Below are 13,919 nucleotides of genomic sequence, written 5' to 3'. Positions count from 1 at the left end.
AACCGTTCAGCTGCGCGAAACGCATCCCTCTGCGTTCCCCGCAGGCGTGCATAAACCCGTTTCGCCCGGCACGATCGTGTAGCACCGCTTTCCCTTGGCCTTGGAGCGATACATCGCGGCGTCCGCCTGCTCCAGCAGCCTCTCGCACGTGGTTTCCATGCCGGAAGATATTGCAATGCCGATGCTCGCAGAGATGCCGATCGGGACTTCGCCGATTTGGTACGGTTCGGAAAGCGTTTCCACCAGTTTGCGAGCCAGCGCCGCCGCCCCATCCGCCCCTGCCGTGAACATCACGACGACGAACTCGTCACCGCCCAGGCGCGCTGCCACGTCGGAACACCGAATGGCCCCGTTGATACGGCGCGACACGACTCGCAGCAGCTCATCGCCGATTCCATGGCCGTGGCAGTCATTTACCGCCTTGAAGCCGTCGAGATCGATGTAAAGAAGAGCAAGCTGGCTGTTGCATCGCTGCGACAGCGCCAGCTGATCGTTGACGATTTCGTCGAGCAGTGCACGATTCGCCAGCCCCGTGAGTTCGTCGTGGAGTGCCTTGTGCCGGGTCTGCTGCAACATTGCAGATGCCTTGATCAGCGCCCCTCCGACTTCGTCGGCTTCCCGTAGCCGGAAGCTCGGAACGACGATCGTCTCGCCGGCGCCCAGGGCCACGGCCGGACCGGTCAGTCCGTAGAAAGCGCCGGCAATCCGGCCTCCGAGCCTCCAGGCAAGAAGCAGACTGCTGCCCAGCAGAACCGCCGTGCCGAGGACCAGCCACCCGAGCGACTGCTGCAGCTCGCTCGTGAGCGCTTCCCGGGGAATGCTGATGACCGTCGTCCACCGCGAAACGGCGGATCGGCTGAAAACGGATATGACAGGAAGGCCCGCGTCGGTGAGGATTTCGACCGATCCCTCGGCGGCTTCGGCGAGCCTCTCCGTCAAGGCCTGCGAACCCTTCCGCCCGATGAACTGCTCCATTTCGGTGTGGGCAGCGACAATGCCTTCGCCATCGAGTATTTCACCGGTCCAGCCGCGCGGCAGGCGCTGCTCGTTGAGAATCCCGGCCAGGCGATCCGGAAAAAAACCCATGCTTAAGACATAGACGATCCGCTCGTCGCGGTGCACCGGTACCGAGATGCTGAGCGCCGGCCGGTGCACCACCGGCCCGACAAAAAGCCCCGAGACATACGTACGCCCTGTGTCCAGGACGTGCCTCAACTGCGGCATCGCCCCTTCGAAAGGCAAGGGTTCGCCGAACGGCCGGAACGTGTTGATCCGCTGCCGGCCGGTCGTATCGGTCAGCACGACGTTGTTGGCCGACTGGGTTTGCAGAACCTTTACCGCCTGGCGGTGGAAAGCCGCGAGATCGTTGGAAGCCAGGTAGGGCGACGTCGCGAGGACGTTCAGCGCCGACTCCGTCGCGGCCAGTTCGCGGTCGATGGCGGACGTCAGCGCGCGGGCAGTCGCGATCACCTCGCGCACAAGTTGAGCGTTCTCACGCTGATAGTTGTAATGAATCAGCGCCGCGGTCATCAATGACGCGGGCAGAATGCACGCCATGACAAGCAGGGCGAGTCGGGAACGGATGGTCGGGGTGGGTGCTGCTGTCATGAGGCGAGATCGCCGAACTGGCCGGGTTTTCGTTTTTGATCTTCAATGGCAGACCGCCGCGATGCCCAAGGGTAGCGCCTTCCCGCCCCCAGGGCCAGCCGATCGGACAAAGCAAATTCAATAACGCCAGCCGAATCACCTTCTATGCTGAAACGGTGAAAGGCATCCGGTGCACGAACACGAGCGACGAACCATCCTGGCGCGACGAGTGCCGTATGACTGCGGCCGCGCCCCGGGCAACAAATTTTCCGGCGCACGAGCGGTCAAAGCGCGAGCAGGGGAACGCACGATGACTGCAGTTTGCCTTCACCCAAGTCGATTGACCCTCGCCGAACTGCGCACGATCGCGTTCAGCGACAGCCGGCTAGAGCTCGAACCGGGCTGCTTTTCGGCGATCGCGCGCGGTGCCGCAACGGTCGAGGCGATCGCGCGCAGCGGCGAGCCGGCCTACGGCATCAACACCGGTTTCGGCCGCCTCGCGCAGACGCACATCCCCGACGACCAGCTCGAACTGCTGCAAAAAAACCTCGTGCTGTCGCACGCGGTGGGAGTCGGCGAAACGCTTTCGGGGCCGACAGTGCGCCTCGTGCTGGCGCTGAAGATCGCAAGCCTCGCGCGCGGACACTCAGGGGTGCGCGTCGAACTCATCAATGCGCTGCTGGGACTTTTCAACGCAGGCGTCGTGCCCCGCGTGCCGTCCAAGGGTTCGGTCGGTGCGAGCGGCGATCTCGCCCCGCTCGCGCATCTTTCGGCGCTGCTGCTGGGCATCGGCGAGGCCGACGTCGCAGGCCGACGCGTACCCGCAACCGAGGCCCTGGCGATCGCCGGACTCGCGCCGATGAGGCTCGCGGCGAAGGAAGGCCTTGCGCTGCTCAACGGCACGCAAGTGTCGACTGCGCTGGCGCTCGTCAATCTGTTCGCGATCGAAACGGTGTTTCGCACCGCGCTCGTCGCCGGAGCGCTGTCGGTCGACGCCGCGGCCGGTTCGTTCAAGCCCTTCGATGCCCGGATCCACGCGTTGCGCGGTCAGCCGGGGCAGATCGACGCTGCCGCCAGCTATCGGCAATTGCTCGAAGGCAGCGGGATCAACCTCGCGCATCGCGACTGCGGCAAAGTGCAGGATCCGTACAGCCTGCGCTGCCAGCCGCAAGTCATGGGAGCCTGCCTCGACCAGATGCGCCACGCCGCGCGCGTGCTGCTGATCGAAGCGAACGCCGTGTCCGACAACCCGCTGGTTTTTCCCGACAGCGGTGAAGTGCTGTCGGGCGGGAACTTCCATGCCGAACCGGTCGCTTTCGCCGCGGACGCGCTCGCACTGGCCGCGGCCGAGATCGGCGCGCTGGCCGAGCGGCGCATCGCGTTGCTGATCGACGCGACGCTGTCGGGCCTGCCGCCTTTCCTCGTCACCGAAGGCGGCGTCAATTCCGGCTTCATGATCGCGCACGTCACCGCAGCTGCGCTCGCGTCCGAGAACAAGCTTCTCGCGCATCCGGCGAGCGTCGATTCGCTGCCGACGTCGGCGAACCAGGAGGATCACGTCTCGATGTCAACGTTCGCCGCACGCAAGCTCGGCGAGCTCGCCGACAACACCGCGACGATCCTCGCGATCGAGCTGCTCGCCGCGGCGCAGGGGGTCGAGCTGCGCACGCCGCATCGCACCTCGCCACGCCTGCAGGCCGTGCTCGCGCTGGTCCGCAGCCGCGTCCCGCATTACGACATCGACCGCTATTTCGCGCCGGATATCGCATCGATCAAGGACCAGGTGTCGGCGGGAGCCTTCGCTCGCCATTGTCCGTTGTCCTTCGACTCGGAACGCCTGGCGGACGGCGATGCGTCCCGTTCGCCCGCGCCGGATGTCGAACCCCTCTGAAGCGCCCGCAGGAGGCCGCGATGAACGAAGTCCACAGCACCGATCCCCGCTACGCGCCAGGCCGCGTCGTGCAGTCGCCGCATGGCGCGACGCTGCACTGCCGCAACTGGCTGATCGAGGCCGCGTGGCGGATGATCCAGAACAACCTCGACCCCGAAGTCGCCGAGCACCCCGAACATCTCGTCGTCTATGGCGGCATGGGGCGCGCCGCGCGCGACTGGGCATGCTTTGACCGCATCCTCGCGACGCTGCGCGAGCTCGGCGAGGACGAGACGCTGCTGGTGCAGTCCGGCAAGCCGGTCGGCGTGTTCCGCACCCACGTCGATGCGCCTCGCGTGCTGATTGCGAATTCCAACCTGGTGCCGAAGTGGGCGACCTGGGAGCACTTCAACGAGCTCGATCGCAAAGGCCTGATGATGTTCGGCCAGATGACGGCAGGTTCGTGGATCTACATCGGCTCGCAGGGCATCGTGCAGGGTACGTACGAGACCTTCACCGCCTGCGCCGATCGTCATTTCGGCGGGCACGCCGCGCGGCGATGGATCCTCACCGGGGGGCTTGGCGGCATGGGCGGCGCGCAGCCGCTCGCGGCAACGATGGCGGGCTTCTCGATGCTGGCAGTCGAGTGCGACGAGACGCGCGTCGACCTGCGCCTGAAGACGCACTACCTCGACCGCAAGGCTGCGTCGCTCGACGAGGCGCTGGCATTGCTCGACGCGGCGCGGGCCGAGGACCGCACGCTGTCGGTCGGCCTCGTCGCCAACGCAGCCGACGTGTTCGAGGAAATCGCGCGCCGCCGCGTCGTCCCCGATGTCGTCACCGACCAGACCAGCGCGCACGATCCGATCCACGGCTACCTGCCACAAGGCTGGACGCTGCAACAATGGCGCGAGCGCCAGCGCAGCGACCCGCAGAGCATCGTCGAACCGGCGAAGCGCTCGATGGCGAATCAGGTGCGCGCGATGCTCGCGTTGCAGCGAGCCGGGGCGGCGGTGTTCGACTACGGCAACAACATTCGCCAGATGGCCCACGACGCCGGCGTCATCGACGCGTTCGCCTTTCCCGGCTTCGTCCCGGCGTACATCCGCCCGCTGTTCTGCCGCGGCTACGGCCCGTTCCGCTGGGTCGCGCTGTCGGGGGAGCCGAAGGACATCCATCGCAGCGACGCGAAAGTGAAGGAGCTGATCCCCGACGACCGGCACCTGCACAACTGGCTCGATCTCGCCCGCCATCGCATCACGTTCCAGGGCCTGCCCGCGCGCATCTGCTGGCTCGGCCCGAAGGACCGTTATCGCGTCGGCCTCGCGTTCAACGAGATGGTGCGCCACGGCGAACTGCATGCGCCGATCGTCATCGGCCGCGACCATCTCGATACCGGTTCGGTCGCGAGCCCGAACCGTGAAACCGAGGCGATGCGCGACGGCTCCGACGCGGTGTCCGACTGGCCGCTCCTCAACGCGCTGCTCAACACCGCGAGCGGCGCGACGTGGGTGTCGTTTCATCACGGTGGCGGCGTCGGCATGGGGTATTCGCAGCACGCAGGCCAAGTGATCGTCTGCGACGGCACCGACGGCGCGGCGCGCCGGATCGCCCGAGTGCTGTTCAACGACCCGGCGAGCGGCGTGATGCGCCACGCCGACGCGGGCTACGAGGAAGCGCTCGCGACGGCGCGGGAAATCGGCCTGCGCCTGCCGATGCACGACGCCTGATCACATGGCCGCCTGGGACCTGCTGTTCCGCCGCGTGCATCTGGCAACATTCGCCGGCGACGAACCATACGGCATGCTGCGTGACGGTGCGCTCGCGGTGCGGGCCGGGCGCATCGTCTGGCTCGGCGCCGAACGCGACCTGCCGCGCGAGGCCCGCGCTGCCCAAGAGATCGATGGCGCCGGCCGCTGGTTGCTGCCGGGGCTGATCGACTGCCACACCCATCTCGTCCATGCCGGCAACCGCGCGCAAGAGTTCGAACTGCGCCTGCAGGGCGCGAGCTACGAGGAGATCGCGCGCGCCGGCGGCGGCATTCGCGCGACGGTCGCGGCGACGCGAGCAGCCGACGAGGAAGCGCTCGTCGCCGCGAGCCGCCCGCGTCTCGACCGACTGATCGCCGAAGGGGTCACAACGGTGGAGATCAAGTCGGGCTACGGACTCGAACTGTCCGCCGAGCGACGCATGCTGCGCGCGGCGCGCACGCTGGGAGACACCGCGCCGGTACGCGTGACGACGACGTTCCTCGGCGCGCACGCGCTGCCGCCCGAATACGACGGACGTGCCGACGACTACATCGCTGAAGTCTGCGACGTGATGCTGCCGGCGCTCTTTCGCGAAGGCCTCGTCGATGCCGTCGACGCGTTCTGCGAGCACATCGCGTTCAGCCCGGCGCAGACCGAAGCGGTGTTCCGCGCGGCCCGGGCGCTCCGGCTGCCGGTCAGGGTGCATGCCGAACAGCTGTCGGATTCGGGTGGCGGCGCGGCGCTCGCGGCCCGCTACGGCGCGCTGTGCGCCGATCATCTGGAACATCTTTCCGACACCGGTGCGGCGGCGCTCGCCGCAGCCGGCAGCGTCGCCGTGCTGCTGCCGGGAGCATTCTATTTCCTGCGCGAGACGCAGCTTCCACCGGTCGCCCGGCTGCGTGCGCTCGGCGTGCCGATCGCGATCGCCACCGACTGCAACCCCGGCACTTCGCCGCTCAGTTCGCTGCTGCTCGCGCTCAACATGGCCTGCGTGCTGTTCCGTCTCGCCCCTGCCGAGGCGCTCGCCGGCGTCACGCGCAACGCGGCCAGAGCGCTCGGCCGCGTCAGCGACCTTGGCACCTTGGAGGCCGGAAAACTCGCCGATCTCGGCCTGTGGAACGTCGACGCCCCTGTCGAGCTGTGCTACCACCTCGGCTACAACCCGCTTGCGCTGCGCATGTTCGGCGGACAAATCAGCGGAGCAGGTGATGTCGCACAAGGGTGAGGCGGATCGGGGGCCGTGGCACGGCCGCATCGATGTCCACGAAGGCCCTCGGGCATTGCGCTGGCACCAGTGCGTCACGACGCTGCCGCCGCAGGCGCCCCCGGGCATCGCACTGCTCGGTTTCCCCTGCGATCTCGGCGTGCGGCGCAACCATGGCCGTCCCGGAGCCGCCGCAGGCCCCGCGGCGCTGCGCCGCGCGCTCGCGAACCTGGCCTGGCACGGAAGACAGCCGCTGTACGACGCGGGCGATGTAGGCGGCGCCACGCGCGACACCGGCGAGACGACGCTCGAGACAATGCAGGCTGCCTACGCTGAACGCATCATGGCGCTGCTCGACGCCGGGCATGTGCCGATCGGCCTCGGCGGCGGCCACGAGATCGCCTGGGCAGCCTGGCAGGGGCTTGCCGCACAGGGTGCACGCCAGCGGCATCCGCCGCGCTTCGGCATTCTCAACGTCGACGCCCATTTCGATCTGCGCGCAGCGCCCGAAGGCAATTCGGGCACCCCGTTCCGGCAGATCGCCGAAGACTGCGCCGCCCGCGGCTGGAATTTCCGCTACTGCGTGCTGGGGATCGCCGAAGCGGCGAATACGGCCGCGTTGTTCGACCGCGCCTGCGAACTCGGCGTCGCGTTTCGCCTCGACGAGGAAATGGGCGTGGGCAATCTCGCCTCGATAGAAAGCACGGTGTTCGGCTTCCTCGCGGGCATCGACTGGCTCTACCTGACGCTGTGTCTGGACGCGCTGCCGGGCGGGTGCGCCCCCGGCGTCAGCGCGCCGGCGACGATCGGCGTCGAGCCGACCGTCGTCGAAGCGGTGATCCGTCTCACCGCCGCGAGCGGCAAGCTTCGCCTTGCCGACGTCGCCGAACTCAACCCTTCCGTCGACCCCGACGGCCGGACCGCACGCTTGGCGGCTCGGCTCGTCTGGCGGCTCGTGCGTGAAATCGCCCGTCCCTCCGGGTGAAGTCCGGGGCTGGCTGCGTCTCCCCGCGCGATTGAGCCAAGCGGGGGCGACGCGATTTCGGTACGATGCGACCATTCCCGAAGCGCCCGCTCCGTACTCCCGACGCACCGGCGCTTCCTCCCTTTCCGCTGCCCGCATCAGATCCCATGACTTCCCCCATCGAAAGCTTCGCCCAACTCGATCTCCGTGCACCGCTGCTCGACGCGCTGTCCGAAATCGGCTATGAAACGCCGTCGCCGATCCAGGCGATCTGCATCCCGCATCTGCTCGCCGGGCACGACCTGCTCGGCGAAGCGCAGACCGGCACCGGGAAGACTGCGGCGTTCGCGCTGCCGCTGCTCGACCGGCTCGACCTCAGCGTGAAGAATCCGCAGGTGCTCGTGCTCGCGCCGACCCGCGAACTCGCGATCCAGGTCGCCGAGGCTTTCCAGCGTTACGCGAAGAACCTGCCCGGCTTCCACGTGCTGCCGGTGTACGGCGGCCAGAGCATGGTCGTGCAGCTGCGCCAGCTCGCCCGCGGCGCCCACGTCATCGTCGGCACGCCGGGCCGCGTCATGGACCACATCGAGCGCAAGAGCCTGAACCTCGACAGCCTGACGACGCTGGTGCTCGACGAAGCCGACGAGATGCTGCGCATGGGGTTCATCGACGACGTCGAATGGATCCTGCAGCACACGCCGGCCGAGCGGCAGACCGCGCTGTTCTCGGCGACGATGCCCGATGCGATCCGCCGCGTCGCGCACCGTTACCTGCGCGACCCGCGCGAGGTGAAGATCAAGACCAGCACGACCACGGTCGAGGCGATCCGCCAGCGCTACTGCCAGGTCAGCATCGCGCACAAGCTCGACGCGCTGACGCGCATCCTCGAAGTCGAGGAGGATTTCGATGCGGCTATTATCTTCGTCCGCACCAAGACCGCGACCGTCGAGCTTGCCGACAAGCTCGAAGCGCGCGGCTACTCGGCCGCCGCGCTGAACGGCGACATGACGCAGCAGCTGCGCGAGCGCGTCATCGAACAACTCAAGGGCGGTCAGCTCGACATCGTCGTCGCGACCGACGTCGCCGCGCGCGGCCTCGACGTCTCGCGCATCAGCCACGTCATCAACTACGACATCCCGTACGACACCGAAGCGTATGTGCATCGCATCGGCCGCACCGGGCGCGCCGGGCGCACCGGCAGCGCGATCCTGTTCGTCGCGCCGCGCGAGATACGCATGCTGAAAGTCATCGAGCGCGCGACCCGCCAGCCGATCGAGGCGCTGCAACTGCCGTCGCGCGAAGCGGTCGCAGACAAGCGGGTTGCCGCGTTCCGCCAGCAAGTCGCTGCAGTGCTCGAATCCGAAGACCTCGCGTTCTTCCGCGACGTCGTCACGGGCATGGAATCGAGCCACGAAGCCGAACTCCACGACATCGCCGCCGCGCTCGCCTTCCTCGCGCAGCGCGAGCGCCCGCTGCAGTTGCCGGAGTCGAAAGGTCCCGACATCGCGCGCCTCCCCGAACCGCGACGCGAACCGGGCGCCGAGCGCGCGCCGCGCGAAAACCGCGAGAAAATACTCGAACGCCGGCGCGAGTTTTCCGAGGGCAATCTGCAGCGCTACCGCATCGAAGTCGGCCGCAACCAGCAGGCGACGCCGAAGGACATCGTCGGCGCGATCGCCAACGAGGCCGGCATCGAAAGCCGCTATATCGGGCAAATCAACCTCTACGAGGACTACAGCACCGTCGAACTGCCGAGCGGCCTGCCGCACGACGTCCTCGACATCCTGCGCCGCGTGCGCGTACGCCAGCACCAGCTGAACATCCGCCCGCTCGACGCCGAGGAAGCGAAGCGCGATGCGGCCCGCGTGCGTCCGGGAGCCCCTCGTCCGGGCGGAGCACCGCGTCACGCGGCCCACCCCGGAAGCAAGCCGCCTCGTCCCGGCAGCCCCGGCCCGAGATCCTTCAGCAGCGAAAAGCGCCCGCCCTCCCCCGGCTTCAAACCTGGCAAGAAAAAACCGCACGATCGCTGAGCCGGCTGCGCGGCGAGGAACGGCCGGCGACCGGTGTGCAGGCGTGTTGGCCGCAAGGTAGAATGCGCCACCCATCGCGCCGGGGTGGTGAAATCGGTATACACAGCGGACTTAAAATCCGCCGCCTTCGGGCTTACGGGTTCAAGTCCCGTCCCCGGCACCAGCGAGCGCACGGTGCGTGATTTTCTCCAGGACTTCCTGCGGTGATCGTTCTGAACCTTTGCTGCGACCACGAGCACCTGTTCGAAGGCTGGTTCGGCTCGGCTGCCGCGTTCGAAGCACAGCGTGAGCGCGGACAGGTCGTCTGTCCCGTTTGCGGCTCGGCCTCGATCAGCCGGCGTCCGAGCGCTCCGTACATCAACACCGGCTCCGGGCCGCCCGCCGCTCCGGCGCCGCGCGCCTCGCCGCGCCCTGCCACACCCCAGCAGATGGACGCGGTCGCCACGGCCGTGGCAATGCTGCGCCGCTTCGGCAAGGAGTCGGAGGACGTCGGCGAGCGGTTCGTCGAGGAAGCGCGCCGCATCCACTACGGCGAAAGCGAAGCGCGCAACATCAAAGGGAAAGCATCGCACGACGACATCGGGGAACTCATCGACGAAGGCATCATGGTGCTCCCCGTACCGCCCGACGACGAAGAGTTGCACTAACCCCCTGCCGGCTCGCTCCCCGTCAGCTTCAACAGCGGGCGTGAATCAGCGGCACCCACATTTCCTGCGGCGACAGTCCGCCATGCACGCCAATCATCCGGTGCGCGTGTTCGCCGGGCATGCTGTCCGTGATCGTCCAGCCGGCTTCCATCAGCAGTGCATGGCTGCCGATGCGTTCGCGCAACTGCCGGTGTCGCGGCCCCGGCCCGAAAAACCCGCTGCGCAGCAGCTCCGGCGAACGGACCAACACTGCCTTGCCCGCCAGTTCCGCCTCGACGAACGAGCGGAAATCGTCCTCCGCCCCCCGGCGAAGCTCGCAAAGCGCAGCCCGACGTTCGCCGAACAACGGCCCGGCGAGCATTGCCGCGGCGTCCGCAAACCGTTCGAAGCGGATCACGCGCTGCGCAGGTGAATCGATGAAGCCGTGATCTGCGCTCGCAACGACCTCGACGCCGGCTCCGGCGAGTTTATCGAGCAAGGCGGCGAATGCGGCGTCGATGTGGCGAAACTGCGCGACGGCCTCGTCGGACTCGCAGCCGTGCGCATGACTGAGGGCATCGAACACCGGATAGTAGGCGTGGATATACCCGCCCGCTGCGCTCTTCAGCGCCCTTGCTGCAGTCGCTATCGCAGCGACCATTCCCTGCAGCCCGCGATACGCGACGCTGTCGGCGCCACGCCCATGCCTCGCCGAGTATGGCGAATACGCGATGCTGCGCGGATTGACGTAAATCGACTTGCGCCTGCGGTTCTGGAACAGGCTCGGGTACGGAAAGAGGCGCTCCGGCGCCATCGGGCGACGAATGAGTCCGCCCGAACGTTTCCTCATCGGCAACGGCGCGACCACCCCGCCGAACCGCCTGTCGTGGATGAACCAGCCGGTCAACCCATGGCGGGCCGGCGCCAGTCCGGTGAGCGTGGTCGTCACTGCGCTCGCCGTCGTGCTCGGAAAAACCGAAGTCAGCCGTCGCCGTCGGTTCGCGAGCAACGCGCTTCCCGCTCCAAAACGCTGCAGGAACGCGTCACCGAGGCCGTCGATAAGCAGGAACACCAGCACCGGCGCGGGTTCGTCCTGCGCGGAATCGGCACGTTCCTCGCCCGGTACCGTCCAGCGCTGGCCGTCAAGATAGGCACGGATCGCGCCGACGAGGCCATAAAGGCCGTTCGCCCCGTAATCGGGCACGACGGCAGCACGCGGCAACGAAAACGGAATGTTTCGGCAGGTGGGCATGGCCAGAGCCGGTAAACGACAAAAGGAAGGTGCGCTTGCACCTTCCTTTTGTCAATTTCTGGAGCGGGAAACGAGTCTCGAACTCGCGACCTCAACCTTGGCAAGGTTGCGCTCTACCAACTGAGCTATTCCCGCATGTACTTCTGGAGGCGGAACCGGAATCGAACCGATCAGCCGGCTTTGCAGGCCGTACAAACAGTATTGGCGCGGATTTTCGGGCCGCCGCCACTCGCTTCTGCCACCTTTCGACACGTCGTTGCGTTGTCGAGGCGCGCATAATGCCGGAAGTCTCCGCCTTCTGCAAGCGTTTGCTGCCCTCTTGCATTTGAGACCCTGTTTTTCGGAGGATCGATCCCATGACCATCAAGTCACGCGCCGCCGTCGCCTTCGGGCCGAAGCAACCGTTGCAGATCGTCGAAGTCGATGTCGAGCCGCCCAAGGCGGGCGAAGCGCTGGTGCGCATCGTCGCGACCGGCGTGTGCCACACCGATGCGTTCACGCTGTCGGGTGACGACCCGGAAGGTATCTTCCCGGCGATCCTCGGCCACGAAGGCGGGGGCATCGTCGAGGCGGTCGGCGAAGGCCTCACGTCGCTCAGCGTGGGCGATCACGTGATACCGCTCTACACGGCCGAGTGCCGCGAGTGCAAGTTCTGCAAATCGGGCAAGACGAACCTCTGCCAGGCGGTGCGCGCGACGCAGGGCAAGGGATTGATGCCGGACGGCACGACGCGCTTCTCGTACAACGGCCAGCCGATCTACCACTATATGGGCACGTCGACGTTTGCCGAATACACGGTCGTGCCCGAGATCTCGCTCGCGAAGATCCCGAAGGACGCGCCGCTCGACAAGGTGTGCCTGCTCGGCTGCGGCGTGACGACCGGCATCGGCGCAGTGCTCAACACCGCGAAGGTCGAGGCCGGCGCGACGGTCGCGATCTTCGGCCTGGGCGGCATCGGGCTTGCGGCGATTCTCGGTGCGAAGATGGCGAAGGCCGCGCGCATCATCGGCATCGACCTCAATCCGGCGAAGTTCGATCTCGCACGGCAACTGGGCGCGACCGACGTCGTCAATCCGAACGACTACGCGAAACCGATCCAGGACGTCATCGTCGAGATGACCGACGGCGGCGTCGACTACTCGTTCGAATGCGTCGGCAACGTCAAGCTGATGCGCGCCGCGCTCGAGTGCTGCCACAAGGGCTGGGGCGAATCGACGATCATCGGCGTGGCCGGCGCCGGGCAGGAGATCTGCACACGCCCGTTCCAGCTCGTGACCGGACGGGTGTGGCGCGGCAGCGCGTTCGGCGGTGTCAGGGGGCGCACCGAGCTGCCGGGCTATGTCGAGAAGGCGCAACGCGGCGAGATCCCGCTCGACGTCTTCATCACGCACAACCTGCCGCTCGAAGACATCAACCAGGCTTTCGAGCTGATGCACGAAGGCAAGAGCATCCGCAGCGTAATCCGTTTCTGAGTCTCGCTCCGCCCCGAGTTATCCACGCCGACTGTTTTCGCTGGAGGATGCCGTGCCCCTCGAACAGCTCTCATCGCAGAAATGCTTCGCCGGCTGGCTGCAGCGCTTCCGGCACCGCTCGGCGGCGCTCCACGGCGACACCGTGTTCGCGCTCTATCTGCCGCCGCAGGCCGAGCGGGGCGAGAAGCTGCCGGTGCTGTACTGGTTGTCCGGACTCACCTGCACCGACGAGAACTTCATGCAGAAAGCTGGTGCGCAGCGCCTCGCCGCCGAACTCGGGCTGATCCTCGTCGCGCCCGACACGAGCCCGCGCGGCCCCGATGTGCCGGGCGACCCTGACGGGGCCTGGGATTTCGGCCTCGGCGCAGGCTTTTATCTCGACGCGACCGAGGCACCGTGGTCCCGGCACTACCGGATGCACGAGTTCGTCGTCGATGAACTGCCGGCGCTCGTCGAGACGCACTTTCCCGCCTCCGACCGGCGTGGCATCAGCGGCCACTCGATGGGCGGGCACGGCGCGCTCGTCTGCGCGCTGCGCAACCCCGGACGCTACCGCTCGGTTTCGGCGTTCGCACCGGTCGCCAATCCGATGCACTGCCCGTGGGGGGAAAAAGCCTTCTCGCGCTATATCGGCGCCGATCGCGCGCGCTGGCGCGAATGGGATGCGAGCGTGCTGATCGGCCAGGCGCAGGAGACGCTGCCGATCCTCGTCGATCAGGGCGACCGTGACGCGTTTCTCGTCGAGCAGCTCAAGCCCGCGGTACTCGACGCTGCCGCCCGCGCGGCAAACTATCCGCTGACGCTGCGCATCCAGCCCGGCTACGATCACAGCTATTACTTCATCACGAGCTTCATCGACGACCACCTGCGCCATCATGCGGCAGCGCTTTGTGGGTGAATTCCCGACCGCGCGAGACTCGGTGACGGTGTACGGCGAGCACTTCAATACGACTGCAGCTGGAACACGAACGCATTCCTGGGGCTCACCGGCGCGCTGGAGCCAGCGTCCGCGGCGGCACCCCTCGACTCGACGAGCGCTTGCTGCGGCACCGCTGTCAAGCTGTCGCTGTGGGCGTGTAGAGAGCAAGAGACTGTCCGGACTTGCCGAACCCGAAATCCATCGTAGATTCTCGTTTATTCGTATTGGTCCAGCGTACGAGTTC

The 13,919-nt window shown here is 67.1% G+C and carries 10 protein-coding genes and 2 tRNA genes; 9 read left to right on the top strand and 3 right to left on the bottom strand.

Annotated features, from left to right (window positions below):
* Positions 1–6 precede the first annotated feature (6 nt).
* On the bottom strand, positions 7–1,608 hold the full coding sequence (locus GO608_RS10535) for a sensor domain-containing diguanylate cyclase (RefSeq protein ID WP_169199240.1): 1,602 nt from the start codon (positions 1,606–1,608) through the stop codon (positions 7–9).
* A gap of 289 nt (positions 1,609–1,897) precedes the next feature.
* On the opposite strand from GO608_RS10535, the gene hutH reads away from it, so the two are divergent.
* The 7 genes from hutH (at position 1,898) to GO608_RS10500 (ending at position 10,053) form a co-directional block, all read left to right on the top strand.
* Complete coding sequence (hutH, locus tag GO608_RS10530; RefSeq protein ID WP_169199239.1) at positions 1,898–3,478, top strand: histidine ammonia-lyase; 1,581 nt, start codon at positions 1,898–1,900, stop codon at positions 3,476–3,478.
* Positions 3,479–3,498: 20 nt separating this feature from the next.
* On the top strand, positions 3,499–5,187 hold the full coding sequence (gene hutU / locus GO608_RS10525) for a urocanate hydratase (RefSeq protein ID WP_169199238.1): 1,689 nt from the start codon (positions 3,499–3,501) through the stop codon (positions 5,185–5,187).
* 4 nt (positions 5,188–5,191) lie between these two features.
* Complete coding sequence (hutI, locus tag GO608_RS10520; protein WP_169199237.1) at positions 5,192–6,433, top strand: imidazolonepropionase; 1,242 nt, start codon at positions 5,192–5,194, stop codon at positions 6,431–6,433.
* Complete coding sequence (gene hutG / locus GO608_RS10515) at positions 6,417–7,397, top strand: formimidoylglutamase (RefSeq protein ID WP_169199236.1); 981 nt, start codon at positions 6,417–6,419, stop codon at positions 7,395–7,397. The genes hutI and hutG overlap by 17 nt, the downstream gene beginning before the upstream one ends.
* Positions 7,398–7,543: 146 nt before the next feature.
* Positions 7,544–9,406 (top strand): DEAD/DEAH box helicase, encoded by a 1,863-nt coding sequence (locus GO608_RS10510; RefSeq protein ID WP_169199235.1) that lies wholly within the window; start codon positions 7,544–7,546, stop codon positions 9,404–9,406.
* A 78-nt stretch (positions 9,407–9,484) separates the two neighbouring features.
* Positions 9,485–9,569: transfer RNA gene (locus GO608_RS10505), tRNA-Leu, on the top strand.
* 40 nt (positions 9,570–9,609) lie between these two features.
* Positions 9,610–10,053, top strand: a complete 444-nt coding sequence (locus GO608_RS10500) for a DUF1178 family protein (RefSeq protein ID WP_169199234.1) — start codon at positions 9,610–9,612, stop codon at positions 10,051–10,053.
* A 28-nt stretch (positions 10,054–10,081) separates the two neighbouring features.
* Here the strand turns inward: GO608_RS10500 and GO608_RS10495 are convergent, their stop codons facing one another.
* Positions 10,082–11,284, bottom strand: coding sequence for an alkaline phosphatase family protein (locus tag GO608_RS10495; protein ID WP_169199233.1), 1,203 nt, complete (start codon positions 11,282–11,284; stop codon positions 10,082–10,084).
* A gap of 59 nt (positions 11,285–11,343) precedes the next feature.
* A tRNA-Gly gene (locus GO608_RS10490) sits at positions 11,344–11,419 on the bottom strand.
* Positions 11,420–11,640: 221 nt separating this feature from the next.
* Between GO608_RS10490 and GO608_RS10485 the strand changes: the two genes are divergently transcribed.
* Positions 11,641–12,756 carry an S-(hydroxymethyl)glutathione dehydrogenase/class III alcohol dehydrogenase gene (locus tag GO608_RS10485; protein ID WP_169199232.1) on the top strand — a complete coding sequence of 372 codons (1,116 nt, stop codon included), beginning with the start codon at positions 11,641–11,643 and terminating at the stop codon, positions 12,754–12,756.
* A gap of 52 nt (positions 12,757–12,808) precedes the next feature.
* A complete protein-coding gene (gene fghA / locus GO608_RS10480) occupies positions 12,809–13,654 on the top strand; it encodes an S-formylglutathione hydrolase (RefSeq protein WP_169199231.1) in 846 nt (281 codons plus the stop codon).
* Positions 13,655–13,919 lie beyond the last annotated feature (265 nt).

Source organism: Aromatoleum buckelii (assembly GCF_012910785.2).
Taxonomy (GTDB): domain Bacteria; phylum Pseudomonadota; class Gammaproteobacteria; order Burkholderiales; family Rhodocyclaceae; genus Aromatoleum; species Aromatoleum buckelii.
Note: the sequence above shows the minus strand (reverse complement) of the source record. Positions and strands in the feature narration are given on the sequence as shown.